Source organism: Methylomonas sp. AM2-LC (genome assembly GCF_039904985.1).
GTDB lineage: Bacteria > Pseudomonadota > Gammaproteobacteria > Methylococcales > Methylomonadaceae > Methylomonas.
Genome location: NZ_CP157005.1, coordinates 4,248,011 through 4,274,859 on the forward strand (window position 1 = coordinate 4,248,011; position 26,849 = coordinate 4,274,859).

Below are 26,849 nucleotides of genomic sequence, written 5' to 3' on the forward strand. Positions count from 1 at the left end.
AAATAAACGTTCCCAATTGGGCAGAGTCCGATGAAAAGAAAATTCTTATTTACTTTATACCAAACACCTCGCGGTAAGCTATTGCAAACCATGGAAGCACGTTATTTAAAACGCTCCATTACGAGTAGTTGCAAACAAAAACAATTACAAGTGGGCGGCTTAGGTTGGGAAACCGATTTTATCGATTGCTCGCTGTATGAGAACTATTTAATACTTGATGGCAAGGGTGTGGGTTGCGATTGTGCGCTAAAAGTAAATGCTAAAGCATTCAGCTTGCCCATCATGACGGAATCAATGGACTTGGTGATTTTACCGCATATTTTGGAATTTGACGCCCATCGCTTTCAGACTATGCGCGAAGTTAATCGAGTATTAAAACCGGGTGGAGAATTAATTATTTTGAATTTTAATCCGTTCAGTTTTTCTGTGCGCTGCCAGTTTCTATGGGATAGAAAATTAGCAGATTCTTGGCGAGCCCATTTTATTCCCCGCTCAAGAATTCTGGATTGGTTAAAACTAATGAATTTCGAAGTAACGGCTACGGTCGAATTTGGTCTTGATACGTTTAAAATCAACTATAGTTCATTTAAATTTAACTCCATGACTTTGTTTGGCATGGCTTATGGCGTAAAAGCAGTCAAAAGACAATATTCCTTAATCCCTTTAACCCCAGTGAGACAAGAGCAGAAAAATAGGGTAGCAGCAGGCATTATTTTGGAATCCAACTCATTAGAAGAACAACAGTATGAATAATAAAGTCAGCATTTACACAGATGGAGCCTGTAAAGGCAATCCAGGCCCCGGCGGATGGGGAGTGTTTTTAAAGTATAAAGACCACGAGAAAGTGATGTGTGGTGGGGAGATGGCGACCACAAATAATCGCATGGAATTGATGGCAGCCATTCAAGCCCTGGAAAACCTGCATTCTTGTTGCCAAATTCAACTTTACACTGATTCCAAATACGTCTTACAAGGGATCACCGAATGGATGAATAATTGGAAAAAGCGCGGCTGGAAAACATCTGCAAATCAATCGGTAAAAAATGAAGACTTATGGCGTCGCCTGGATACGGCCATTCAACGGCATAGCATAGAATGGATTTGGGTGAAAGGACACGCGGGTGACTTCGGTAACGAGAGGGCCGACGAACTTGCCAATCAAGGCATATCATCCATAAAACAACCTTAGTACAACATGACTTGGTCAGTTTATATCATACTCTGCAGTGACAACAGTTTATATACAGGCATTAGTACTGATGTCGAAAGACGTTTTCGGCAACATGCGACTCAAAAAGGAGCAAAATACTTCAGGCATTGCCAACCATTGAGCATCGTTCATATCGAACAGGGTCACAATCGAAGCTCAGCCAGTTGCAGGGAAGCAGTTATTAAAAAAATGCCACATCATTTAAAACTAAAGTTAATTTCCCATGCATTATCAATACATTCGTAAAACAAGCCATTATTGACTAAGACCTTAAAACCAGAAATATTGTGGCTAAAAAAGCAAATTTAAGTAAAGACACCCTGCTTAATCTGAATCCAATACTATACTGAAAGCTGAAAGTTTTGAAGCGAGTTAATTCAATCTTAATCATCAACAATTAATTTATTTTTATTGGTTTAAGAAACGATTCTCACATTTAATTGATAATCCTGTGTTAATCCTGCTGCTTAAGTAAAGGGGTATTATGATTGATAAATCGACTGACAAAATTCTCTTCGTGGATGACGAAGAGAACATCTTGTCTATGTTTCGGCGCACCTTAGGCCGAGAATACGATTTATACACCTGCAAATCAGCAGCAGAGGCACTTGCATTGATTGAGGATCATAGTGACTTTGCCGTCATAGTGTCCGATTATTCCATGCCATCAATAAACGGAATGGATTTTTTGATGCAATCCAGACATCTGACACCAGACACCGTATTCATTATGCTAACCGGTAATATGGAACTCGATATTGCCATCAAAACGATCAATGAAATTAATATATTTCGCTATTTACCTAAACCGTTTCCCACTGATGAATTGCGTAAAGTCATTATTGCTGCAATTAGCCAATACCATTTGATCATCGATAAACGTGCACTATCAATCGCATTGGAACGCAAGAATTTCGAGTTGGCTGCCAACAATGTAAAATTAGCTCAACAAAAAGAATTGCTAGAATATGAACTGGAAATGGCAAAAACCGTTTATAAAAAAATTTTTGCATATGGACATAGTGAACCGGATGGACTGGATTACATTAATATAAGTAAAGAAGAAACGGGTGGTGATTTTTTACTGACGCATACCAATAATAATGAGCTAACTTTTTTTTTGATGTTGGGTGACTTCACAGGGCATGGGCTATCTTCTGGCTTAGCGATACTTTTAGTCACCGAAATTTTTGAAACCTTATGCGCTGAAAATCCAAATATAGAATTGCTTGCTTGCGACATAAACGAAAAGATGTGCCGTAAATTACCAACAGAATTATTCTGTGCAGCATTGTTACTCAGAATGGATTTACGGACCGGTATTTTACAAGTTTGGCAAGGAGGAATGCCAGAGGCTTATCTTTTGGATAGTCAGGGACACATTGTTAATAAAGTTTTATCAAATAATTTGCCTTTAGGGGTACTTGCTAATCAAGACTTTTCTGAAACAGTCAATTTCTACAACAGCAGTGATGCAACCTCAATATTTGTGTATAGTGACGGCGTGGTTGAGCAATGCGATCCTCAAGAATTAATGTTTGGCTATGAACGCCTTCAAAAAACGTTGTGCACCACTGAACCAGAAATACGTCGAGTAGACCAACTAATTAAAAATTTAACTCATCATCAGCAGGATAATCCACAATGCGATGATATATCCATGCTAGAACTCAGTTTTTCTCGTGTAACTAAAGCTTTGCAAAATAATAATCAAGCACTCAAGTAAACTTATTAAACATAGGTTTTTCACCAAAGCCTAACTAAAATTTTTGCCCATACTGCAAAAGGACTCCAAATACTATATGAACAATATTTAATGACCATTTATGTGACGCTATTAGTTAAATAAGGCTAAGTATAGACATATTTGTTTTATATAAATCGAAGCCTTTTATTATTTTCTTAATTAATTTTTTAAGTGATTGAATGTTTAATACCCCAAACTGGTTCGCCTATACCGCTTTATTGCTTTGGCCAATTATTGTTTTTCGACTATTTCGCAAATCATCTGCAATCGAGGGAACATTTTGGGCTATTTTTGGTGGATTAATGTGGCTGCCCGTCAATGTGGGCATTGATTTACCTCTAATTCCAGAGTTCAATAAAGAAAGCGTACCTGCTATAAGTGCTTGCCTAGCTTGCATGCGAATAGCTAAAGTCCGAATTTTGTTTTTCGGCAAGAAAGGACTTGCACAGTTTCTATTAATCACCACCTTATTCTCACCTTTTATTACAGTCTTATTAAACGGGGATATATATCAAGTAGCAGGAAGAGTTTTACCCGGAGTGACACTATACGATGCCATATCGACATTAATGACTCAGTTTATTTTATTTTTGCCCTTTATACTGGCCCGGCAAATTTTTAAAACCAAAGAAGATCATATCTTACTTTTCAAAATGTTGATTAAAGCAGGCTTAATATACTCGTTATTTATTTTGCTAGAAATTCGTTTAAGCCCACAACTACATAGATGGGTATATGGTTTTTTTCCACATAGTTTTGAACAACAAATGCGTGATGACGGATTCAGAAGTGTTGTTTTTATGTCGCACGGCTTAAGGGTAGGCATTTTTTTAATGACCGCAGTTTTATCCGCCGCTTTATTTTGGAAGTTGAAACAGCGTATAAATCGCTTCTCTCCCCTGTTAGTGATGCTGTATTTGTTTATAGTACAATATTTACAAAAAAGCACTACTGCATTACTACTGGCAACAGCATCTATATTGGCAATTAACTTTACCCCACCCAAAATTACTGCCTTTATGGTTAAAATAATATTGTTTATAGGGCTTTTTTATCCCATTTTATGCTTATTGCAAATTTTTCCCCATCAATACTTAATCAACTTTGCAGATATTTTTGGTCCAGATCGTGCCGCATCACTCGCATTCAGATTTAATAACGAGGAAGTTTTATTAAAACATGCTGCAGACCGATTACTTTTTGGATGGGGAGCATGGGGAAGAAATCGTGTTTATGCAGAAGATATGGGTAATGAGTACGGAGTAACTGACGGTATTTGGATTATTACCTTAGGCACTTATGGTCTGGTTGGATTCATCTCACAATTTGGTTTATTAACATTACCTGCATTTAAAGCAATAAATCTTATTAAAACATTAAAATCAGATATTGAAATCCGCTTATTACTTGCTCATTGTTTACTACTAGCATGCATTTTAGTTGATCAACTACCTAATTCTTCGTTAGGAGGATGGGCATGGTTGCTTTGTGGGGCTTTACTGGGCCGTTGCGAATATATAGCTAATAACCCACAAGAAAAAACAGTTAAGCAATCTACAGCTATGACAATAGCTCCGTATAATTCAACTGAAAAACTTTAGCAACAGGACATGATTAGTTCTTTCTCATCAATATTAGATAAATATCTTAGCTGTTAAACTCCATCAGTTTATATTGACATCACTTATACTTATCAAAAAAATTAAAACTAATGGATAATAAAACAGGTTTTGCTAGAAGAATAATGAACGCCGGATCCTGGAGCGTGATTGGTTACGGCGCAGGACAAATATTACGATTCGGAAGCAACCTGATTTTAACCCGACTCTTATATCCCGAAGCGTTCGGAATCATGGCGATTGTTCAAGCCATCATGTTTGGTCTAATCATGCTTTCGGATTTTGGCATAACACATTGCATTATTCGCAGAGAACGCGAACTTGACCCTGAGTTCATAAATACAGCATGGACTTTTCAGATAATTCAAGGGTTTATAATTGGCGCAATTTTTTGTGTATTACCTCCATTTATCGCTTCCATTTACTCCGAACCATTATTGGCTCAAATTATGCCTTTAGTCGGTGTAAATGCCATTGTTAGCGGATTTAATTCGACTAATACAGCAATTTTAACTAGACAGGTCGTCATAAAAAAAGTGGTTTTGTTTGAATTATTTTCAGCATTTATTTCCACTATTATAATGATCGTCCTGGCTTGGTTTGAGCAGTCAGTATGGTCTTTGGTATGGGGAGGCGTACTAGGATCTTTATTTAAAATGATAACGAGTCATACCATGCTTGAAGGTATTCGTCATCGGATATATTGGGACAAAAAGTCAGTTAAAGAACTGGTAGATTTTGGAAAATGGATAATTATACGCTCTTGTTTAACCTTTGTAGACGGAGAGGGTAACAAACTCATCATGGGCGGATTTCTAGGTGTAAAAATACTTTCTTTTTTTAATTTAGCAAACACCATAAATATGATGACTTGGCAACTCGTCCAAGCGGTCAGTGGTAGGGTATTGATTTCTGTTTATGCAGAAGTCTTACGTGAACGCCCAGAACGCATACAGTCAGTCTTGACTAAGTGTCGATTAGTTTTTATCAGCCTAGTTTGGTCAATTGCATTATTTTTTATCTTTTTTGGCAATAAACTGATGAGTTTTCTTTATGATCAACGTTACGTAGAATCAGGAAAAATACTGCAAATGTTGGCATTGGGTTCTTTATTGGGTATTTTAAGCGGATCGTATACCCATTTATTAACAGCTATGGGAAAAATACGCGCAAGCACTATACTGCTGGTTATAAAAATACTTATTCAGTTAATGACTATCTTATCTGGATATTATTTATTTGGTGAATTAGGCGTTGTTCTCGGCGTAGCGGTTGCCGAATGGTTTTACTATCCTTTTAATACTTATTATTATGCAAAAATTGGATTCTGGCAGCCAAGGATTGATATTCCATTTCTAACATTATCTATAATTGTAGTTTACTTTACTTTTGCAAATACCGATATTTTCACACTAGTCAAAGCAGAGGGTAGCCATGATATAAACATCTGGCAATTTTTCACTTACTGCCATGAATTAATCTTAGAAAAATATGAATATATATTTAAAAAATAACCTGATTACCCATAAAAGCTTCAGTACATATAAAACTAGGGGGTCGTCAGCCATTCAGATTTTGCTGTTGGGGACTGGCATGGATGCCATGCCAGAGCCTACACGGACATATTCACGGTGTTCAGCTTATGGATAATCAGGAAAATAGTGGCTAGTTGCGTGCGTTTCAGTCTAAACACTAACTACTCTTAAATTAAACGTTCACCACGGGCTAACTTAGGAAGCTTTCCTTCCAATCCCATTGCCGCTTTCATCACCTTATTTCTCACCGGTGTAATATGCTGAGCAAATCCTAAACCTAAATTTCTGAGCAATTTTACAGGCAAGATGTCATTGCTAAAAAACCGATAAAAAACATCCATAACGGTCATCATTTTTAAATTTTCATTCCGCCGTTGCTTTTCATAGCTACGTAATATATTGACATCAGCTATATCTTTACCTTCCACACTAGCCTTGATCAACACTTCAGCCAATGCGGCCGCGTCTAATAAACCAATATTTACACCCTGCCCTGCCAAGGGATTAATCATGTGCGCAGCATCCCCTACTAACGCAATGCCTTGCTTCACATAATGCTGTGCATGCTGTCTTTTTAGCGGAAAACTGACCACACCTAAAATCTGCGAAACTTCACCTAAACATTTTGGAAAAGCGTTTAATAACTCCACTTTTAACTGATCAAACGTTAAAGCTTGTAAGCGCCTCACTTCATCGGGAGAATTGTACCAAACCAATGACGCATAATTTCCAGTTAAGGGAAGGAATGCTTGCGGACCACTGGGTACAAAACGTTGCCAAGTAATGTCCTGCTGGGCATAAGCTGTTTCAATGTAAATCACTAAAGCATGTTGGTTATAATCCCAGCTGGTCACCCCTAAACCAACTGTTTGTCTAACTCGAGAATGCCCTCCATCCGCAGCAACCAATAATTTTGCTTGCAAGATCGTTCCATCGCCAAGCACTAATTTTGATGCATTTCCACTGTATTCGATCTTATTAATAGTTTGCGGCATCAACAATTTAACATTATCGAAACTGGTAAGCCTATCCAACAACGCCAACTGAGTAACTCGATTTTCGACAATATAGCCCAATTCAGGCTGGCTGATCTCATCACTGTCGAACGTGGTATCTCCCATATTTTCCCAAACTCTCATGCGCCGAAACGGACAACTGCGTCGTGAAATTACGCCTTGCCATGCCCCAACTGCATCAAGAATGTTTTTAGAGGCTATGCTTAATGCCGAAACGCGCAAATCATGTGGTTGCTCTGAAGAAAAGACATCCGGTGCCTGTGCCTCAATAACCGCCACCTGCAAATTGCTTCCACCTAAACAACAGGCCACCGCAGCACCGACCATACCACCACCAACAATCACTACATCAAAATCTTCATTCATATTGACACTTCACTAAGTCATAAATATTTGGGTACAGGCCAACAATTCGCTGCTAATTTTCATTCGCATGGATATGACATAGCAGCTCGTAGCTGTTATAATTAAAAAGTTTCGCTAACCGAAAATTCCACAAGGATTTCGCTGCTATTAAGTGACTCTAACACGCAACAAACAGAAAGACCATAAACAGCACTACTGGCAAGGTAAATTCTCCGGCTAGCGCATTAACCCGGCAAGACAGGATCTGGATAGCTATGATTAAAAACGCCCAGAAAAACAACACTGCACTCACACTTTACGATGCCAATCTATCTCAGGACAGCTGCGGTGTTGGATTTATTACACGTAAAGATAGCAAACAAACCCACGAACTACTGACTATATCCCACGAGGCGCTCTGTACTATTCCGCATCGCGGCGGCATGAGTGCAGAAGGCATTGGCGATGGCGCGGGGGTCAACATTGATCTGTCTTTGACTTTTTTCCGCAAGGTGACGGGCGATCCCTCCCTAGAGTTAGGTCAGTTTGGCGTTGCCAATTTCTTTTTCCCTGAAAACCACGCTCATTATGACTCAGTAGCTGCACAACTGGTAGAAGAACAATTTAAAGCTTATGATTTACCCATTATCAAGTGGCGTGAAATTCCGGTAGATAATTCTGTTATCAATGCCGCCGCACTCAAAGCACAATTACCGATAAAACAGGTTATTTTTGGTCGACCAACCGCTTTACAGCATGCCAGCCACGCTGAATTTGAAAAACATATCCAATCAGCTTTGCTGACGATTGAAGTATCAGGATTTACTCGTCCTGAACTGAATGGTTTTTATCCTTTGTCTATGAGTTCTCACACACAGGTTTACAAAGGCCGACTTAACTCTTTTGAAGTTATACCCTATTTTGTTGATTTGTATGATAAAGATCACGAAATCAACACGCTGTTCTTTCACACGCGTTTTTCTACCAATACTGCGCCAGCAACTATTATGGCTCAGCCTTTTCGGTATATGGCGCATAATGGCGAATTAAATACCGACAAAAAAAACCGTCTGAGCGAAAACGCTATTGCCCGGCAAAACAATAAACATATAGTGTTTCCTTGCGGACAATCCGATTCTAGCCGATTGGACCAAACACTGACGCGTCGCATCAACGAAGACGGGCTAGACATCGTTACAGCCATTCTGGCCATGATGCCCCCTGCCTGGGAAAATGACTCGTCGTTATCCCCCGGTGTGCGAGCCATGCTGGAATACTTCAGTCTTTATGAAGAAAAAAATGATGGTCCAGCAGCGCTGATCTTTAACGATGGCATCCGTGTTGGCGCACGTCTTGATCGTCTTGGCTTGCGCCCCCTACGCTCTGTTGAAACCAAAGAATATCTGGCAGTAATGTCCGAAGCCGGACAAATTGATTTTCCAGCAGCAGAAGTATTACGTCGTGGGCGCATTGAAGCAGGCGGTATGCTTTATTTCGATCACAGCACAGGTGAGTCATACAATACTCGCCAAGTACTGGAGAATCTGGCAAAGGCAAAAGACTACCCAGCGTTGTTAGAGCAAAGCAGAATACATATTAACGATCTGCCAAAAGTTAGTTTGTCGGAAATTAATAATGTACACGAATTCAATTTCAACCAACGCCATACAGCTTATTCGCTGAATCAGGAAAGCTTTAAATTTCTTCTAGATCCTATTCTGCAAACAGGTTTAGAAAAAGTCTCGGCCATGGGATATGGACTCACGCCCAATGCATTAAGCGCGGCTGAAGGCGGCATGTTCCGCTATTTTAGCCAACGCTTTGCACAAGTCACCAACCCGCCGCTGGATTCTTTACGTGAAAGCGATGGCATGACGCTAAGAGTCGCTTTGGGCGCAAAACCCACTTTCTCAACTGAAAACAGCAAACAGTTGATGATAGAAACCCCTATTTTGCAACGCACTCAATTAGAACAGATCCGGCGTCAAAATCAGGTGCGCAATATCACTTTAGACATGCTTTATACGCCAGACTTTGATTGTGCAATTAAAAACGAAAGCGCATTGGAAGAAGCGATCAATTCAGTATGCCTACAAGTCGAACAAGCAGCCAGAAATAACATTGGTATTATTATATTGAGTGACTTCAATATTAATACGCACAAAGCAGCTATTCCAGCACTATTAATGGTAGCTGCAGCAAACCAACATCTGGTTAAACTTGGCTTGCGTTTTAATTCTTCGCTGATTTTAGAAACAGGACAAGCTGTAAGCCCTCACGATGTAGCGACCATACTAGGATTTGGTGCTTCCGCACTCTGCTCTCTTAGCGTGCACAATCGGGTAATGAGCGAGTATAGTGATAGTGAAGCTCAACAAAAAGCTTTGTATAATTTTCAAAAAGGCATTGAAAAATCCTTAATGAAAACCATGGGAAAATTTGGCTTATGTACAGTGGAAAGCTACATAGGCGGTGAGTTCTTTGAATCCAATTATTTAGATACTGACGAACCAAAATTAAAACCCTATTTTCCCAATATTCATGCTTCTGTTGGTGGCGCAGGTTATAGTGATATCGCAGCTAGCGCTATGGAATGGCATCATAAAGCCAAAAGCGTTAAAGACGAAAACGACATTCCTTTTCTAGGTCTGTTTAAAGAACGTCAGGAAGGCGCAGGTCACACGTTTGGCAATACCGCAGTTCGGGAATATATTAATATGACCGACGAAGCCATTCTATATATACCACAACCTCAAGCTCATACCGCCAGCGACACCGCCTATCTGGATTTTGGCTATGAAAAACGCACACCCAAACAGATAGATGCGTTTGGCATTACCCCTGCCTACCGCAATTTTACCCGTAATTTGTCTCTGGAACGCGCTAAACGTCCAGCAGCATTACGGGATGTAATGGAATTTCCAATTGATATTTCTGCCGCTAAAACACAGGCAGAATTTGATCGTTTACTGGGCAGCCAGAACTTGAGAGGTAATCTCAATTTCGTCATTCGAGGCCTGATTGTAAAGCAAACGCGTGATCTACACTTCAGCATCACCTTTAGTGACAATATCAGCAATGCGCGCTTACAAAATCTTGCCGCACATTTAACAACGCGTTTCACTGATGACGACTATACGCTTAGCATTAGCGAGCAAAGCATTAACTTACAAAGCAATAATACAGATAGCTTAATATACAACTACCTGTCGGCTATCCGTAGCGCTCGGCCACGACTGGCTCTTCAAGAAGTACAGGCCGCACACAAAATTACACCAACATTTGCTTCAGGTGCTATGAGCCACGGCGCATTGTTAGCCGAAGCGCATGAAGCGGTCGCACAAGGCACCAATATTGCTGGCTGCATGAGTAACTCGGGTGAAGGTGGCGAACACTCCAGCCGTTTTAACACCTTACGTTCCAGCAAAATTAAACAGTTTGCATCAGGTCGTTTTGGTGTATGGGCAGGCTATCTTGCCGATCCCAATCTGGAAGAAATCGAGATTAAAATTGGTCAAGGTGCTAAACCTGGAGAAGGCGGCCAACTTCCAGCACCCAAAGTGTCCGTAGAAATTGCCGCCTTGCGCGGTGGCACACCCAAAGTAGAGCTGGTAAGCCCTCCACCTCATCACGACACCTATTCTATTGAAGATCTTGGCCAGCTTATTCACGACGCAAAAGCCGCTAGAGTGCGCGTTGTGGTAAAACTGGTGTCCTCGGAAGGAATAGGTACCATTGCTGTTGGTGTGGCCAAAGCAGGAGCTGATGTCATTAACGTAGCCGGAAATAGCGGCGGTACAGGTGCAGCAGCTGTTACCAGCCTAAAAAATACAGGTCGCTCACCGGAAATTGGTATCGCCGAAGTACATCAAGCCTTATCCGTCAATGGTTTACGCGAAAAAGTCATTTTGCGTTGCAGCGCAGCCCATCAGAATGGTGCGGACGTCGTTAAATCGGCCATTCTAGGTGGTGATTCTTTCGAGTTTGGCACTACAGCATTAATGATGTTGCGATGTGTGATGGCAAAAAACTGCAATATTCGCTGCCCTGCGGGATTAACGACTGCACATGAGGAATTTAAAGGAGATCCTCGTGTTTTAGCGCAATATTTCATGAATCTTGCTCACGAAGTACGTGAAATATTGGCCGATTTGGGTTATACCAGTCTTCAGGAAATTCGAGGAAAAACCGAGTTATTGCATTTGGTCACACATGACAGCATGGTCGGTCAGATTTATTTACAAAAATTATTGGCAGAAGTAAAAGAAACTAAAATCGATAAGCCTATTTATTTGGAAAAAGATTTTAGCATTGACGATTTAATTTTTGCACAAGTTAAAGCTCAACTATTTGAAAATAAAAAAACTCAAGTAGTGATCGAAGGCAAACAGTTCAAATTAAATAATCGCAACAAAACAGTGGGCGGACAAACCGCTATCGATTTGGAGCGTTTGTTAGCTTATGAACTTAACGCTGATCAAGTTGAATCCTTACCCTTTATCTATACCAACCAACTTGGTCGCCGTTATCTGACAGACGACACCATTATTGTGCGCACTCACGGCTCAGCGGGTCAAAGCTATGCAGCTTTCAACAATGATGGCATGCGCATGGAACATACAGGCACCTGTAATGACGGGGTTGGTAAAACCGCTTGTGGTGGTATTATCGTGATTAAATCACCGGGAGGCGGCTCTAATTTGCCCGGAGAAAATGTATTAATCGGTAACTTTGCCTTATTTGGCGCATCCGGAGGTAAAGTATTTATCAATGGCGAAGCGGGTGACCGATTTGCTGTACGTAACTCTGGAGCAATGGCTGTTGTAGAAGGTGTCGGTGACTTCGGCTGCGAATACATGATCAATGGCGCTGTATTAAATTTAGGTGGCTTTGGAAAAGGCTTCTGCACGGGAATGTCTGGCGGTAATGCCTACCAGTATGATCCAGATAACCGACTGCAAGATTTGTGTGATAACACTTCTGTCAGCATTCATAAATTGACCGATGATCACCCAGCCGCATACAGCCATGAGCAATTTATACTGTATATGCTGGAACAACACATTGAGGCAACACGCTCCGAAAAAGCTAGTTTCCTTCTAAAAAACTGGGCCGAACAACGGCAGTATTTTAAATTTGCCCTGCCTTTATGGCTAAACAGAACCCAAACTGCCGAGTTTCTAAGCAAAGCGATGGATCGTAAGTCCATGATTGAGGAGCTTAGCGTGGCATTTGCTCAAAACCAGATAGCTGAAATTAAACACGCCTACCAATCCCAATCAGCTCTATTTTCTGGAGCTATACCCGGATATGGCGAAACAGACACTGAACTGACTTTAAAGTTAATCAATAGTTATGCGGTGATCGACAAGGCACAGCAAATCGCTAAAGATCAACTTAGCAAAGCAGGGCAAACGCTTAGCCCCGGCTTAATCGATTCTCATGCCTACAAGCTTATTATGGAGCGTCCACGCAAATTACAGGATGCATTGATTAAAAACATCAGGGAAGCATATAGCCAGTATGAGGATAGCCAACTGGCCGCACTAATGGCTGAAAAAAGACTTAACGACTACAAAACAACACTAAAACTACGCGATGTACAAAGTATTTATTCAATAGGCTCTACTGCTTGGATTATTGAGCAAGATACTATTAATCGTGCCGCTTTAAACGGCGTAGCATCGGTACAAAAAAATCTTGCTAGTCTGGAAAGTTTAGCAATTGTTACCGAGATGTTAGTGAGCGAGTCAACTTAATCTATTACAGGGGTAGAAATACCCCTTTTTCTGATTAAATATTATTTAGAGTAACTATTCAGTTTTAAGGTTGCAGAATATCAAATATGAAATTCGTCAATCCTCCGTCACACGCCCATTGCTAAAGGCGTGCTATATGGTACAAAATAGTTACAAATCAAATTCAGTGACTGGACAGTTTGACACCTGTCTATAGATGGTAATGAAATGAAAGCACCTTTTATCCCCCAAAACGCTCCATTTAGTGAAACACAACGCGCATGGCTAAGCGGCTTTTTCGCTGGCATGCACAGCCATATGCTACATAGTGCTAGCAGCATCAATTCGCAAAACACGAGGACATTACATATTCTTTACGGCAGTCAAACCGGCAACTCTGCCTCATTGGCCAACGATGTCGCGACTAGCGCTAAAAACCACGGTTTACAAGCTGTTGTTAAGAGTATGGACGAAGTTGAAATATCACAATTGGCACAAATGCCTTATCTGCTAATTATTACCAGCACTTACGGTGAAGGTGCAATGCCAGATAATGCTGAAATACTCTGGGAAGCAGCCAATCAAGAATCAGCTCCCCACCTTGATCAGGTTAAATACGCTGTTTTAGCTTTAGGCGATACCAGTTACGACTTATTCTGCCAGGCCGGCATTGATTGGGATAATCGTTTGCATGCAATGGGTGCAACACGAATTTTTGATCGCGTTGATTGCGACACCGACTTTGAAGAAGCGGCTGAAAAATGGATTAGTGAAGTAGTTCCTTTAATGGCTGAAGGTGCAGAAACAATAGCCGTGATTGACAGTGGCAACCCGACCAATAAATCAGCTTATAATCGTAAAAACCCTTTTCCAGCCAAAATGCTGGTCAATCGCATTATCACTGCTCTGGATTCATCAAAAGAGACACGACATTACGAAATATCGATTGCAGGGTCTGAGCTGAGTTATGAAGCGGGGGACGCACTCTGCGTTATACCCAGCAACTGCCCGGATTTGGTAGCGGCTTTATTAAAAGCCATTAACTGCACAGGCGATGAAGATGAACCTGTTAACGGTGAATTAATAAAATTATCTGAAGCCTTACGCAATCAATTTGAAATCAAATTGCCCAGTAAAGAATTGCTGGAAGAAATTGCTATTCGCTCTGGTGACCAAGAATTACACAGCCTTCTCAACGGCGATAAAGACAAACTGTCTGAATATCTTTGGGGGCGAGACATTCTAGATCTTTTGCTAAAATTCCCTGCATTAGAGTTTTCTGCTGCTGAATTTCTACGCTTGTTAAAACCTTTACAACACCGCGCTTATTCTATTTCTTCAAGTGGCAAACAATATCCTGACACGGTGCATTTAACAGTTGCCAGTGTCCGTTATGATGCACATGGCCGTCAGCATAAAGGTGTTTGTTCCACTTATCTGGCTGATTTAGTGAGTGCTGAATCTGCTGTGAAAGTCTTTTTTACACCCAACCAAAGTTTCCGTGTACCTATGGACGATAGTCTGCCCATGATTATGGTAGGCCCCGGAACAGGTATCGCTCCTTTTAGGGCTTTTCTGCAAGAACGCCAATACCGTAAAGCAAGTGGCAAAAACTGGCTTTTCTTTGGTGATCGCAATGCTGCAACAGACTTCTTGTATCGAGATGAAATAGAAGCAATGCAAAGCAGTGGATTATTAACCCATCTGGATTTAGCTTTTTCCCGTGATCAGGAAGAAAAAATCTATGTTCAGGATCGTATGCTGGAAAATGGGGCGGAATTGTATGCGTGGCTGGAGCAAGGCGGCTATTTCTTCGTCTGCGGTGACGCGTACCGTATGGCTAAAGATGTTGATCAGGCTTTACATACCGTTATCAAAACTCATGGCAACAAAACACTCACCGAAACTGTTGACTATGTTAATCAACTAAAGAAAGATAAACGCTATGTAAGGGACGTGTATTAGTACGCTATACTTTCTAGGCTTTCGTCCCATTAAAAACTAGGCCAAACCTTGCTTTTTTAATAAAACTGCAAGGTTTGACTTTTTGACAGTCAAGCTAGATTGGCAATGACATACTAATCATTTCAAACAAGCAAGACGTTATTGGTCAGCATAGAATTACCCTAACCCAAATGCTTACAACACGGGCATTTCCAACCTGATTCACTGGGTGGTGTTGGATGAATACTATTACCCAATTTCTTTATACCACCGAAATCATGGAAGTTTCTGCATACTTTTTCGAATGCCTCCAATGGTGTAGCGGCAAAACTGAATTTAAATTTAGGATGTTTACCCACATGTTCTTTCAGTCGTGCATTAAGATCGGTTTCTGACCGTCCAACATATTTAACAACAAATTTATTAGTCTTTGGACTGATAAGACCTAAGGCATAATTACCCACACAATCCTTAGCAATGAGTTCGTCAATTTTTACATTGGTCAAATCATAAGCTCCCTGCATTTCAAGTGAAGCCATCATTACTCCGAATTATTAACGCATTGAAAAAACCAAACTCATATACAACTAAAACCTTGACTGTATTATTTAAAACAGTCACTTCAGGCAAAACAGGAAGTTTTTAAGAAGGTATTTGCATTAGGCAAACAAGAAAGGACTCTAGCGTTTAGATATTGCCCAAAATGGCATATCTTGAAAAATTGAGTTTTCAGAATTTTAAACCTAAACGTTTAAAGTACATTAATCTTCACGACTTAAATAGGCTCTTGGCCTTTGATGATTTAAGCGATAACGATGCCGCAACCATACTCCTGCCAAAGCAGCTATCATCAACCCACAAGACACAATAGTCAAGTATATCAAACCTTTGAGCTCTGACAGCTCTTTAATGACTGTCTTATCAACTGCCGTCTGTTCGGTTTTTGCAGTAGATTCCGGGGTATAAGAAGTGAGAATTTTAACATCACCCTTCAATTCCTGAAGAGACTCCAGTGAATCAGCAATACTACCCCGGCGCAAATTATCTTCTAATGATTTGATTTTGCTATCAATCGTACCACTCACCAAACCAAACATTTGACTTTTAAGCGTATTAATATCCGCCGAAATTGCAGTATCCTGCTGAGTTGCACCACTCAAACGTTGACGACCGATTTGCTCTATAAAACTTTGCCTAGGTATTATGACCAAGCCCATAACAAAAACAACAGCCATTAAGGCAAACACCAGCATTAACAGAAGTCTGTTAGTTTTAACCAATGCATGATGTGGTTGAATAGTCTGCAGGACGACAACTTCACGCTTGCGGGGTTCTACATCGTCCAGATTAAACTCGGCCATATGCTTAATTATTGTTGTAGTGGTTACCGATTAATACACTATTTTGGAATAGCAATGCCAAGGCAAGATACTCCAGTAGAAGCACGCATTATACAAGCTTAATAGAAAATGTCCTGTTTTAAACTCGACGTTTCTTTTTTGCTGCAATTCGCATTCTCAATGCATTTAATTTAATAAAACCTTCAGCGTCTTTTTGATTATAAGCGCCACCATCTGCCTCAAATGTAGCAATGTTTTCATCAAACAAACTATCAGTTTCAGAGCTGCGTCCAACTACGACCACATTCCCTTTATACAATTTGACTCTAACCTTACCATTGACCGTTGCTTGCGAGTAGTCAATCATGGTTTGCAGCATTTGTCGTTCAGGACTCCACCAGTAGCCATTATAAATGAGGGATGCGTAGCGTGGCATCAACTCATCTTTTAGATGCGCAACTTCCCTATCCAGGGTCAAAGATTCAATCGCTCTATGCGCTTTCAACATCACTGTACCTGCGGGTGTCTCGTAACAACCTCTGGATTTCATTCCAACATAGCGATTTTCAACGATATCCAAGCGACCCACTCCATTGGCTCCAGCAATCTTGTTAAGATTGTCCATGACTTCTGCGGGTGTATGAGGTACATCATCAATTGCCACAATATCGCCGTTGCGATACGTCAGTTCAATATAGGTTGCTTGATCTGGCGCATTTTCTGGTGACAATGTCCATCGCCACATATCTTCTTCAGGCTCTGTCCAAGGATTTTCTAGCACGCGGCCTTCATAAGAGATATGCAGGGAATTAGCATCCATAGAGTAAGGTGAGGTCTTGCCTTTTTTCATTTCGACAGCAATACCATGCTTCTCTGCATAGTCGAGCAATTTTTGTCGGGAATCTAAATCCCACTCACGCCAGGGTGCAATCACTTTAATATCCGGGCGTAAAGCGTAAGCTCCAAGCTCAAAACGTACCTGGTCATTACCTTTGCCAGTAGCACCGTGCGAAATAGTGTCAGCACCGGTTTCATTGGCAATTTCAATTAGTCGTTTGGCAATTAAGGGCCGGGCTATCGAAGTTCCCAGCAAATATTCACCTTCGTAAACAGTATTTGCACGAAACATGGGGAAAACGAAATCGCGGGCAAACTCTTCGCGTAAATCATCAATATAAATTTCTTTAATCCCAGCCGCTTTAGCTTTAGCGCGAGCTGGCTCCAACTCTTCACCCTGACCAATATCTGCTGTAAATGTCACCACTTCACATGCATAAACATCTTGCAACCATTTTAGGATGACCGATGTATCAAGACCGCCAGAATAGGCTAACACTACTTTTTTAATTTCCGACATAATGCGTTTTACACCTTAAACGATAGAAATATACTTAACCATTATAACGGAAAAAGCTAACATACCTAACCACTAACTGCAGGGATTTTTATAGATTAATTAGAAGCGTTCTGCCAACAGCCGAACCATCCTGTCTACAGCCCCCTGATTCTGTTCAACAAATGCCTTTGCATTGACAATTAAAGCGTGTCGAAATTCCACATCTTCATACAAAGCTAACATCGCATCTCTCAATTCATCCAGATTATGGCATTGGCGCGCAGCCCCTGCATCCAGCATACCTTGCGCAATATCTTGAAAATTAAACATATAAGCGCCAAATAAAACCGGCACACCTATCGCCGCTGGCTCAAGTACGTTATGACCACCAACTGCGACTAAACTACCCGCCACAAATGCCACATCTGCAGCGGCATAAAGCATTTTTAACTCGCCCATGCTGTCGGCAATATAGATGTCAATATTTTCTGCTAAAACTGTCTCAGTTTGGTCACTACGCATAACAACTGTAAGACCCTGCTCTTCACAGAGCTTTTTAACCACCTGAAAGCGCTCTGGATGCCTAGGAACTATCAGTAATAATAGAGAGGGAATATGCGCCTTCAAAATAGAAAACAGGCTTAGTATAAGCTCTTCCTCACCCTGATGCGTACTGGCAACAATCCACACATAGCGTCCAACAAACAGCTTTTTGCGTATAGTTTGACCTGCTTCTAAAATTTGTTGGTCAATCAAAACATCAAATTTAATATTACCCTGCACTTCAACCTGCTCAGGCTTGGCACCGATCTCAATAAACCGGGATTGATCATCTACAGTCTGCGCAGCAATAAGCTGAATGTTGCTTAATGCTGGCTTCACCAATCGCGGAATTTTTAAATATGAGCGCGCTGAATTTGCTGACAAACGGGCATTTAGAATAAAAATAGGTATCTGCCGCGCAGCACAAGCAGCAAACAGATTAGGCCAAATCTCTTTTTCCATCATTACGGCTAGTTTAGGCTGAAAATTTGCCATAAACCGCCCTATTACATCCGGCAAATCATAGGGAAGATAAACATGTTCGACACTTTCCGCAAATAATGCCTGCACTCGTGCAGAACCGGTAGGTGTGGTAGTGGTCAATAAAATACGCTGCTGTGGATAACGCAACTGTAATTGCTTAATTAAGGGAAATGCTGCTTCTGTTTCGCCTACCGAAACTGCATGTATCCAAACGACATGGGAGCTAAGGGGGCGCTGATAAAAACCAAGTCGCTCTTGCCAACGCTGACGATACTGAGGCGCTTTAAATCCGCGCCAATAAAGACGGCAGAGTATGGCAGGCAATAACAGATAAAATAACAGCGTATAAAAGGTGCGCATAAACTTAAAGTGATTTTCTACATTCTTAAGGCACGGCTTTACTTACGCCGCCAGCAAACATACGATAGGCAGGATTTGCAGTTTCTTCACGATAACTCAACCCCAACACATCAAGACAATGTACAAACGCCTTGCAATCCTTATCAGCAAGCTGTATCCCTATCAATACCTTTCCAAAAGCAGCGCCGTGATTACGATAATGAAATAAACTGATATTCCATTGGCTACCTAGAGACATCAAAAATTTTAATAATGCGCCTGGGCGTTCTGGAAACTGCAAACTGTAAACTCTTTCGTGCAATTCGAAGGGCGCATGCCCGCCTACCATATAACGAATATGGTCTTTAGCCAATTCACTACAGGTCATATCCGTCACAGCAAAACCATCCGCGCTCAATTGATCGATAAGCTGCTGCCTGTCTGTTTCCACACCACTACTGGTAATACCCACAAACACCTGGGCCTCATGACTATCAAAATAGCGGTAATTAAATTCGGTAATACTGCGTTTACCCAACATTTTACAAAACCGCAAAAAACTACCAGGCATCTCTGGTATGGTAACTGCCAATAAAATTTCACGATGCTCACCCACCAGTGTTCTTTCTGCCACATAGCGCAGGCGATCAAAATTCATATTTGCCCCACTATCAATGGCTACCAAAGTGGCGTGACTCAGATCCTGTTGCTCAACATATTTTTTTAAGCCAGCCACAGCCAATGCACCAGCCGGCTCTGCAACCGAACGGGTATCATCAAAAATATCTTTTATGGCCGCACAAATTTCATCCGTACTGACAGTAATCACCTGATCAACATAGAGGCGGGCTAAGCGAAACGTTTCTTCACCAATTTGTTTTACAGCCACACCATCTGCAAATAAACCGACTTGTGCCAGAGTAACGCGCTGACCTGCCAACATGGCCTGATTTAAACAATCAGCATCATCAGGTTCCACAGCGATGATTTTAATGTCAGGACGCACAAATTTAACATACGCGGCAATTCCAGCCAATAATCCACCACCCCCTACTGGTACGAAAATCGCGTGTATTGCAGCATTGTGCTGACGCAAAATTTCCATACCCACGGTTCCTTGGCCTGCAATGACATCGGGGTCATCGTAGGGGTGGATAAAGGTCATCGCTTTTTCTACCGCTATTTCCATGGCATGCACATACGCATCGTCATAAGAATCGCCATGCAATACAATTTTGGCACCATAGGCACGCACCGCTTTAATTTTAATGTCCGGCGTGGTTTTCGGCATTACAATCAAGGCTTTGATACCCATTTTTTTTGCGGCTAATGCAACACCCTGGGCGTGATTACCCGCTGAAGCTGCGATAACGCCTTTCGCCATCTGCTCAGGGGTTAAGCCCGACATTTTGTTATAAGCGCCTCTTAGCTTAAAGGAAAATACTGGCTGCAAATCTTCGCGCTTTAGATAAACATGGTTGTTAAGCTTTTCTGAAAGGGTACGAGCAAAGTCCAGAGGCGTTTCCTGAGCAACATCGTAAACTTTGGCACGCAATATTTTTTCTATATAGTTCTGTATCATTATCCTAAAAACTGCTGAGAGAATGGCTATTATCGGTTATTATCCCACACAATGACTGGCGTATCGCCCCGTGTCAGATTTTATAGAGTAAACCATCAGGACAACAACAATGACTCAAGACGAATTAAAAAAACAAGTCGCCCAAGCTGCCCTTAAATACCTTAAGAATATCCCTATCATTGGCATGGGAACAGGCTCAACTGTCACACATTTAATTAACTTATTGGCCGATTGCGATTTTAAAGCCGATATTGAAGGTGCAGTTTCCAGCTCGATAAAAACCACTGAACATCTTAAAAAGATCGGCATTCCGGTACTCGAACTGAATCAAACCGGCGATCTGGATGTCTATGTGGATGGTGCTGACGAAGTCACTCCACATAAAAAAATGTTGAAAGGCGGCGGCGGCGCGTTAACACGTGAAAAAATTATTGCTGCAGCCAGCAGAAAATTTGTGTGTATCGTAGACGAAAGTAAATGTGTCGATGTAATGGGCAAATTTCCATTACCCATTGAAGTTCTACCGCTGTCTCGCAGTTACGTAGCCAGACAATTGGTAAAACTGGGCGGACAACCCATATTGCGTGAAAATTATATTACCGATAATGCTTGCGAAATTCTGGATGTGCACAATTTAAGCATTGTTGACCCAGTTGAACTGGAAAAAACTCTAAATAACATTCCGGGTGTAGTGACCTGTGGTCTGTTTGCATTGCGTGGTGCCGACGTGGTGTTGGTGGGTAAAGGTAGTGAAGTAATTACTTACTAGTACAATCCATCCTAAAATAAGCACAAGCGGGGTTATTAACCTCACTTGTGCTTAGCCAATGACTGCTTTTATCTAATCATGACTTCGCAAGAAATTATCAACACCACACAAAACTGGCTGACATCTTTTATCATCACCTATAGTATTTGCCCATTTGCCCGCCAAGTACATGAAAATAATAGTATTAGCTACGAAGTTATCAGTGACGACAGTTTGGAATCAGGTTTACTAGCGTTAATCAAAGCCTGTCAGCATCTGGATACAAACCCAGAGATAGTAACGACACTACAAATTTTTACTGCAATAGGCAGCAATTTTGACGATTTTCTTGATTTTGTGGCGATTGCTGAACAACTTTTAATCGATCAAGGCTATGAAGGCATATATCAACTAGCCAATTTCCACCCTGATTACTGTTTTGCCGGTTCGACAGAAAACGATCCAGCTAATTACACCAACCGCTCACCCTACCCGATGCTGCATATCATCCGCGAAGACAGCATCACTGCAGCGCTACAAAGCTATCAAAACCCGGAATTAATTCCCGAACGCAATATAGAATTTACACGCAAATTAGGATTAGAAAAATTACAGGGATTACTAGCTGGAAGTTATTTGGATACTAGCTTAAACAAACACCTAAAGTAGTCTTTGATTATTCAAAGATGAAAAACCAAGCTAATCAACAGTTAATAAAAGGCAACCCCTGAAAGCTTTGCAATTAAGACAGAAAGTTCGCTCATTTAAATAACTGCTGGTTAATTTAGCACGTAGATGCGGTGGGGTAAGAGTTACATCTAAGTATTAACTTATCCGTTTGGCCACTTCGATATCTTTGCGCAACCAATCATTGATCAAATTCCGAATCTTATCGGAGTCGAACTCACATTTTTGACTGAAAAACAAAAAAACGTCTTTGTCTAGATAAATTTGAATCATTTCTATCCGTCACCAATACCTAAGGAACTATGACGTAATCAGGATTGGCGATAGCGAAGGCCGCTTCACGATCCGCCTCAGGTGGATAAATCCATTGTGTGTTAATCGCACGTTTGAGTGCCTTAGCCTCCTGTCGCGTCATTTTAACCTGTCGATCCCAACCTTCTGTGTAGAGCGCACCCCACGGACCAAGATCCAGACAGGTGACGTACTTAGGCTGGCTGTATGGATGAACTGGTAATCCGACTAACTCAGCGGCTGCGTTGTGGCCGGCAACACGACCCAGACTCAAGGCGTGTTGACAAGACATCAACGCTACGTGGCCTTCATGATCTGTCGCTGCGCGCGCCATATCTCCCGTAACAAAGATCGATTTTGCGCTGTTTGCACGCAGATACGCATCAACCTGTATGCGACCAAAGGCATCATGTTCGCCTTCGATCTGAGCGGCAAGCCCATTGGCTCTGGCTCCTGCGGTCCAAACTACTGTATTGGTAGCGATGCGCTCACCTGTCGAAATAAGCACGCTTTCAGCATCAATCGCTACCACAGCAGCGGAAGTTTTCACTTCTACGCCACATTCTGCCAGTGCCTCCGTAATGCAGGGGCGCGGAACTGGTCCGAGATCTGGGCCGATATCCGATTCACGTTCCAGCACCACAACCTGAATATTTGCATCAGAGCCCAATATATTGCGTAAACGTCCAGGCATGTCTGCTGCTGTCTCTAAACCAGTGAAACCGCCACCTGCCACCACGACAGTGTTGCGGGCTATCGACTCTGGCTTAGTCGAGAGAGCCTGCAAGTGTTCATCAAGTTCTATTGCGCAAGATAGCTGATCTACGTTGAAGCTGTATTCCTTAATTCCTGGCAAGTTGGGCAGGAAGAGTTGACTGCCAGTCGCAAGTACCAAGCGATCAAAAGCTAATGTTGTGTGTTTCCCGTCAAAATTGACGACCTCTAATTCTTGCCTTGCTGCGTCGATTTTTACTACTGTACCTGGGTGGTGTTGAACCCCGATCACCTTTAAAAGCTCGCTAATATCCGGTGCCATTTCATTAAACACGGTTTCATAAAAACGTGGGCGAATATGAAGATGTGGAGTCGGTGAAATGCTAATGATTTCTAATTCACCGCACTTTCCTGCCAGGTAAACGGCGCGTGCAGCAGATATTGCAGCCCACATACCGGCAAAACCGCAGCCTACTATTACAATTTTCTGGTTCATTGCCTTTACCTTTAGGTACGCTTAACGCTAGAGTAATCGTACACATGTATATTGTCGCCATTAACTTACAAATTAATTTCCCTATATCAGCAGATAAACTCCTTAGTCTGAAAACTCAAAAATACCAGCCCTCAACCTGATATAGATTTCATTCGTACGATTACAGTAACGTTAATCGTACCTAAGCTTTGAACACATTATTTTCGGGTTAATGCGTACTTTGTCTAGGTATCGCTTGTTTAAATTTCGTTAACGTCTACTTGGAATAATAATCAAAATCTTCCATTTTTTTCAGATTGATTTTAGGTTCTATGCTAATTGCCTCTTCGTTTCGCTTTAGTTCCGGCTCAGGGAGTATATGTAATTGTTCTATAAACTCTTTAAACCATGGTTGCTGATGAATGCTTGCCAAATCAGCATCCTGCAACACAACTGGCTCGTCAGGCAAACTGCCACTATCTTTGGCTAGCTGCAATGCGGATAAACAAGCAGTTTCATCTCCGTTTAAAGCGTGGATACAAGCCAGATTATAGGCAGCACTGCCCTTTTGGATACTACCGGCCCGCTCGAAAAATTGTTTGGCTTTATGATAAAGGGCTGCTTTTGATACTTCGTCGCTTATACGCGCCAACGACATTAAAGCCACTCCGCCATCAATCGCCGCGCCCAGATAATTGGGAGCCATCAATAAACAAAACGAGAACTTGCCGACAGCATCTTCCAATGTGCTGATAGCCTGTTCTGTTTCTTGAGTTTCTGCTTCGTGCAACAAAGCAAATCCCCAATGATAAAGTGCTTCAGAAACAATCAGATTATCAGCGATAACTTTGGCAAAGCCCTGATAGGCACCTTTATAAAGCTGCTCAGCTTTACCACCTGTATTTTTACGGGCCTGGGCAACCTGCTTAATGGAGGCATCCAGGGTTGAACGTTTTTGAAACGAACTAAATATTGACATATAACTCCTCTGACGGGCTATTTAAGTTCCAAGAAAGCATAATAAGCTTTAGGTGCGATAAAATAAGCGCGAATACTACAGCATCCTATCAATTACAGACAATATTTATGAGCGAAATCACTGACCAACTTGATAAGACTAAAGTCAACTTGGAAACTTCACAAATCCCCTGGATTGAATTACAACGTTTCTTTGCAAGCGGTCTGGCCATTGCCGTATGTAGCGAATTGGATTTAATTGAAGTTGCCTATCAGTTCTCTAAAGATAATAAATCCATAGTGGCGCAATGGCTAAAAGATAAGCAAATTGGTCATGTTAGCGATCAACAAGCCATAGACTGGCTGGCGCAACAGCGAGATGTGTGGGCTGTTGTGGTTAAACCTTGGGTTTTAGTGCAGTTAGCAAACAACAATAGTTAATATGACAATTCTGCCCTCAAACATTTTTACCGACATTCCTGCCGCGTTAAAACAAGAATTATTTCAAACTTTGCTTAGCACACCTACACTAAAAATCGAACGCATTGTTTCCAAAGGCCATAATAACCCCTCAGACTTTTGGTATGAGCAATCTCAAGATGAATGGGTACTGATACTACAAGGTCAGGCCAGACTTCAATTTTCTGATCAGCATTACGTTGAATTAGCAACTGGTGACTATTTACTCATCCCTGCGCATTGCCGACACCGAGTCGATTGGACAATAGCCGATATAGAAACGGTGTGGTTAGCCATTCATATTACCAATTCGTAAGCAACTGCAAACTCTATACCTTAACGACTATTGGTTCTACTGTAATTCGATTTACGCGCGGGAGTCGATTGCTTGCCTGGGCTGGTAGCATGATTTCCCGGACGAGTTCGTTGTGCCGAGCGCGGCTGCTGCGGCTTGGGTTTTGGCTTGCTATTCACATTATCCAGAGAAACTTTTTCATAACCCGTATCCGCAACACGTGGAATTTCGCGTTTTAACAGTTTTTCTATGGCAGCCAGTAAATAGGCCTCTTCAGGATCAACCAATGAAATTGCCTGTCCATCTGCGCCAGCCCGACCAGTACGACCAATACGATGCACATAATCTTCGGCAACTTGCGGTAAATCGTAATTAACCACATGCGGTAATTGATCAATATCTAAACCACGAGCGGCAATATCGGTGGCAACCAATGCAGTAATACTGCCGTCTTTAAACGCGTCTAAAGCCCGCACTCTTGCTCCCTGACTTTTATCACCATGCAATGCAGCGCAACGTATGCCATCCTGAATTAATTGCTTACACAAACGGTCCGCACCGTGTTTAGTTCTGACAAAGATCAATACTTGCTGCCAATTACCGTTCCCAATCAAATAGGACAATAGCTCACGCTTATACTCTCGCTTAAGCCCATACACTAATTGCGAAACCGTTTCTGCAGCGGCATTTCTTTTTGCAACTGAGATTTCCACGGGATTAGTTAATAACTGTTCCGCCAATTGACTAATTTCTGGCGCATAGGTAGCAGAAAACAATAAATTCTGCCGTTTTTTAGGCAAAAAACCAATTACTTTACGAATATCCCGAATAAAACCCATATCCAGCATACGATCTGCTTCATCCAGAACCAAATACTCAACCCGCGATAAATCCAGATGTTTTTGTTGTATCAAATCCAATAAGCGACCTGGCGTCGCAATGACAATATCAGTACCACGCTTAAGATTTTGAATTTGCGGCAGCACACTCACTCCGCCAAAAATTGCTTCGGCAAAGAAAGGCAGATGCTTGCCATAGGTTTTGACACTTTCATAAACCTGCATCGCCAATTCTCGGGTAGGGGTAAGAATTAATACACGTACTGGCCTGGGTTTTTGCGGGATGGCTTGTTGCTGCAATAATTGCAACAAAGGTAAAGTAAAACCAGCGGTTTTACCGGTACCCGTTTGTGCGCCAGCCAGTACATCTCGACCTTGTAATATAACAGGTATTGCCTGCGCCTGAATGGGCGTAGGTGATTGATAACCTTGTTCGGCAACGGCTTGGAGAAGTTGCGCGGACAAACCTAATTCTGAAAATTGCATGCATGAACCTTATGGGGGTAATTTCGCCATTACAGGCACGAATAGGTAACTGAGCAATATAATAATTAAATGCCAAATACAGTTACAAAAATTTGGTTTACAATTAAATGAAACAACTCTC

The 26,849-nt window shown here is 41.6% G+C and carries 21 protein-coding genes; 12 read left to right on the forward strand and 9 right to left on the reverse strand.

Features of this window, described 5'->3' with window-relative positions; all coding sequences use genetic code 11:
- Positions 1-30: 30 nt before the first annotated feature.
- The 6 genes from ABH008_RS18895 to ABH008_RS18920 all read left to right on the forward strand — a co-directional run bounded on the left by ABH008_RS18895 (position 31) and on the right by ABH008_RS18920 (position 6,090).
- A complete protein-coding gene (locus ABH008_RS18895) occupies positions 31-753 on the forward strand; it encodes a methyltransferase domain-containing protein (protein ID WP_347987162.1) in 723 nt (240 codons plus the stop codon).
- On the forward strand, positions 746-1,189 hold the full coding sequence (gene rnhA / locus ABH008_RS18900) for a ribonuclease HI (protein WP_347987163.1): 444 nt from the start codon (positions 746-748) through the stop codon (positions 1,187-1,189). The genes ABH008_RS18895 and rnhA overlap by 8 nt, the downstream gene beginning before the upstream one ends.
- Before the next feature lie 6 nt (positions 1,190-1,195).
- Positions 1,196-1,456 carry a GIY-YIG nuclease family protein gene (locus ABH008_RS18905; protein WP_347987164.1) on the forward strand — a complete coding sequence of 87 codons (261 nt, stop codon included), beginning with the start codon at positions 1,196-1,198 and terminating at the stop codon, positions 1,454-1,456.
- 238 nt (positions 1,457-1,694) lie between these two features.
- The gene (locus ABH008_RS18910) at positions 1,695-2,936 is read left to right on the forward strand and encodes a SpoIIE family protein phosphatase (protein ID WP_347987165.1); all 1,242 of its coding nucleotides are present in this window, start codon (positions 1,695-1,697) and stop codon (positions 2,934-2,936) included.
- Positions 2,937-3,136: 200 nt separating this feature from the next.
- Entirely contained in the window at positions 3,137-4,558 is a 1,422-nt protein-coding gene (locus ABH008_RS18915) for a hypothetical protein (protein WP_347987166.1), read from the forward strand.
- A 110-nt stretch (positions 4,559-4,668) separates the two neighbouring features.
- A complete protein-coding gene (locus ABH008_RS18920; RefSeq protein WP_347987167.1) occupies positions 4,669-6,090 on the forward strand; it encodes an oligosaccharide flippase family protein in 1,422 nt (473 codons plus the stop codon).
- A 188-nt stretch (positions 6,091-6,278) separates the two neighbouring features.
- Here the strand turns inward: ABH008_RS18920 and ABH008_RS18925 are convergent, their stop codons facing one another.
- The gene (locus ABH008_RS18925; RefSeq protein ID WP_347987168.1) at positions 6,279-7,493 is read right to left on the reverse strand and encodes an FAD-dependent monooxygenase; all 1,215 of its coding nucleotides are present in this window, start codon (positions 7,491-7,493) and stop codon (positions 6,279-6,281) included.
- Positions 7,494-7,747: 254 nt separating this feature from the next.
- Between ABH008_RS18925 and ABH008_RS18930 the strand changes: the two genes are divergently transcribed.
- Together ABH008_RS18930 and ABH008_RS18935 are read left to right on the forward strand one after the other, a co-directional pair.
- Positions 7,748-13,231, forward strand: a complete 5,484-nt coding sequence (locus tag ABH008_RS18930; protein ID WP_347987169.1) for a glutamate synthase-related protein — start codon at positions 7,748-7,750, stop codon at positions 13,229-13,231.
- Between the two features lie 207 nt (positions 13,232-13,438).
- Entirely contained in the window at positions 13,439-15,175 is a 1,737-nt protein-coding gene (locus tag ABH008_RS18935) for a sulfite reductase flavoprotein subunit alpha (protein ID WP_347987170.1), read from the forward strand.
- A 161-nt stretch (positions 15,176-15,336) separates the two neighbouring features.
- Here ABH008_RS18935 and ABH008_RS18940 read toward each other — a convergent pair whose 3' ends face one another.
- From ABH008_RS18940 to ilvA, 5 genes are all read right to left on the reverse strand, one after another.
- Positions 15,337-15,696, reverse strand: coding sequence for a hypothetical protein (locus ABH008_RS18940; RefSeq protein ID WP_347987171.1), 360 nt, complete (start codon positions 15,694-15,696; stop codon positions 15,337-15,339).
- Between the two features lie 219 nt (positions 15,697-15,915).
- Positions 15,916-16,515, reverse strand: a complete 600-nt coding sequence (locus ABH008_RS18945; RefSeq protein ID WP_347987172.1) for a hypothetical protein — start codon at positions 16,513-16,515, stop codon at positions 15,916-15,918.
- Between the two features lie 118 nt (positions 16,516-16,633).
- Positions 16,634-17,851, reverse strand: coding sequence for an argininosuccinate synthase (locus ABH008_RS18950; protein WP_347987173.1), 1,218 nt, complete (start codon positions 17,849-17,851; stop codon positions 16,634-16,636).
- Positions 17,852-17,950: 99 nt separating this feature from the next.
- Positions 17,951-19,216, reverse strand: coding sequence for a lipid IV(A) 3-deoxy-D-manno-octulosonic acid transferase (waaA, locus tag ABH008_RS18955; RefSeq protein WP_347987174.1), 1,266 nt, complete (start codon positions 19,214-19,216; stop codon positions 17,951-17,953).
- 25 nt (positions 19,217-19,241) lie between these two features.
- Entirely contained in the window at positions 19,242-20,777 is a 1,536-nt protein-coding gene (gene ilvA, locus ABH008_RS18960; protein WP_347987175.1) for a threonine ammonia-lyase, biosynthetic, read from the reverse strand.
- A 109-nt stretch (positions 20,778-20,886) separates the two neighbouring features.
- Between ilvA and rpiA the strand changes: the two genes are divergently transcribed.
- Together rpiA and ABH008_RS18970 are read left to right on the forward strand one after the other, a co-directional pair.
- Positions 20,887-21,546 carry a ribose-5-phosphate isomerase RpiA gene (rpiA, locus tag ABH008_RS18965; protein WP_347987176.1) on the forward strand — a complete coding sequence of 220 codons (660 nt, stop codon included), beginning with the start codon at positions 20,887-20,889 and terminating at the stop codon, positions 21,544-21,546.
- Positions 21,547-21,624: 78 nt separating this feature from the next.
- Entirely contained in the window at positions 21,625-22,194 is a 570-nt protein-coding gene (locus ABH008_RS18970) for a DUF1415 domain-containing protein (protein ID WP_347987177.1), read from the forward strand.
- 310 nt (positions 22,195-22,504) lie between these two features.
- Here ABH008_RS18970 and ABH008_RS18975 read toward each other — a convergent pair whose 3' ends face one another.
- Both ABH008_RS18975 and ABH008_RS18980 read right to left on the reverse strand, forming a co-directional pair.
- A complete protein-coding gene (locus ABH008_RS18975) occupies positions 22,505-23,713 on the reverse strand; it encodes an FAD-dependent oxidoreductase (protein ID WP_347987178.1) in 1,209 nt (402 codons plus the stop codon).
- 256 nt (positions 23,714-23,969) lie between these two features.
- Positions 23,970-24,671, reverse strand: coding sequence for a hypothetical protein (locus ABH008_RS18980; RefSeq protein ID WP_347987179.1), 702 nt, complete (start codon positions 24,669-24,671; stop codon positions 23,970-23,972).
- Positions 24,672-24,778: 107 nt separating this feature from the next.
- Between ABH008_RS18980 and ABH008_RS18985 the strand changes: the two genes are divergently transcribed.
- Positions 24,779-25,090, forward strand: coding sequence for a DUF2288 domain-containing protein (locus ABH008_RS18985; RefSeq protein WP_347987180.1), 312 nt, complete (start codon positions 24,779-24,781; stop codon positions 25,088-25,090).
- Between the two features lies 1 nt (position 25,091).
- On the forward strand, positions 25,092-25,424 hold the full coding sequence (locus tag ABH008_RS18990; RefSeq protein WP_347987181.1) for a cupin domain-containing protein: 333 nt from the start codon (positions 25,092-25,094) through the stop codon (positions 25,422-25,424).
- A 20-nt stretch (positions 25,425-25,444) separates the two neighbouring features.
- Here the strand turns inward: ABH008_RS18990 and ABH008_RS18995 are convergent, their stop codons facing one another.
- Positions 25,445-26,728 (reverse strand): DEAD/DEAH box helicase, encoded by a 1,284-nt coding sequence (locus ABH008_RS18995; RefSeq protein ID WP_347987182.1) that lies wholly within the window; start codon positions 26,726-26,728, stop codon positions 25,445-25,447.
- Between the last annotated feature and the right edge of the window lie 121 nt (positions 26,729-26,849).

Bases quoted from the DNA above. Each gene is read 5' to 3' on its own strand.
- ABH008_RS18895 (WP_347987162.1), top strand. From the start codon at position 31: ATGAAAAGAAAATTCTTATTTACTTTATACCAAACACCTCGCGGTAAG.
- rnhA (WP_347987163.1), top strand. From the start codon at position 746: ATGAATAATAAAGTCAGCATTTACACAGATGGAGCCTGTAAAGGCAAT.
- ABH008_RS18905 (WP_347987164.1), top strand. From the start codon at position 1,196: ATGACTTGGTCAGTTTATATCATACTCTGCAGTGACAACAGTTTATAT.
- ABH008_RS18910 (WP_347987165.1), top strand. From the start codon at position 1,695: ATGATTGATAAATCGACTGACAAAATTCTCTTCGTGGATGACGAAGAG.
- ABH008_RS18915 (WP_347987166.1), top strand. From the start codon at position 3,137: ATGTTTAATACCCCAAACTGGTTCGCCTATACCGCTTTATTGCTTTGG.
- ABH008_RS18920 (WP_347987167.1), top strand. From the start codon at position 4,669: ATGGATAATAAAACAGGTTTTGCTAGAAGAATAATGAACGCCGGATCC.
- ABH008_RS18925 (WP_347987168.1), bottom strand. From the start codon at position 7,493: ATGAATGAAGATTTTGATGTAGTGATTGTTGGTGGTGGTATGGTCGGT.
- ABH008_RS18930 (WP_347987169.1), top strand. From the start codon at position 7,748: ATGATTAAAAACGCCCAGAAAAACAACACTGCACTCACACTTTACGAT.
- ABH008_RS18935 (WP_347987170.1), top strand. From the start codon at position 13,439: ATGAAAGCACCTTTTATCCCCCAAAACGCTCCATTTAGTGAAACACAA.
- ABH008_RS18940 (WP_347987171.1), bottom strand. From the start codon at position 15,696: ATGATGGCTTCACTTGAAATGCAGGGAGCTTATGATTTGACCAATGTA.
- ABH008_RS18945 (WP_347987172.1), bottom strand. From the start codon at position 16,515: ATGGCCGAGTTTAATCTGGACGATGTAGAACCCCGCAAGCGTGAAGTT.
- ABH008_RS18950 (WP_347987173.1), bottom strand. From the start codon at position 17,851: ATGTCGGAAATTAAAAAAGTAGTGTTAGCCTATTCTGGCGGTCTTGAT.
- waaA (WP_347987174.1), bottom strand. From the start codon at position 19,216: ATGCGCACCTTTTATACGCTGTTATTTTATCTGTTATTGCCTGCCATA.
- ilvA (WP_347987175.1), bottom strand. From the start codon at position 20,777: ATGATACAGAACTATATAGAAAAAATATTGCGTGCCAAAGTTTACGAT.
- rpiA (WP_347987176.1), top strand. From the start codon at position 20,887: ATGACTCAAGACGAATTAAAAAAACAAGTCGCCCAAGCTGCCCTTAAA.
- ABH008_RS18970 (WP_347987177.1), top strand. From the start codon at position 21,625: ATGACTTCGCAAGAAATTATCAACACCACACAAAACTGGCTGACATCT.
- ABH008_RS18975 (WP_347987178.1), bottom strand. From the start codon at position 23,713: ATGAACCAGAAAATTGTAATAGTAGGCTGCGGTTTTGCCGGTATGTGG.
- ABH008_RS18980 (WP_347987179.1), bottom strand. From the start codon at position 24,671: ATGTCAATATTTAGTTCGTTTCAAAAACGTTCAACCCTGGATGCCTCC.
- ABH008_RS18985 (WP_347987180.1), top strand. From the start codon at position 24,779: ATGAGCGAAATCACTGACCAACTTGATAAGACTAAAGTCAACTTGGAA.
- ABH008_RS18990 (WP_347987181.1), top strand. From the start codon at position 25,092: ATGACAATTCTGCCCTCAAACATTTTTACCGACATTCCTGCCGCGTTA.
- ABH008_RS18995 (WP_347987182.1), bottom strand. From the start codon at position 26,728: ATGCAATTTTCAGAATTAGGTTTGTCCGCGCAACTTCTCCAAGCCGTT.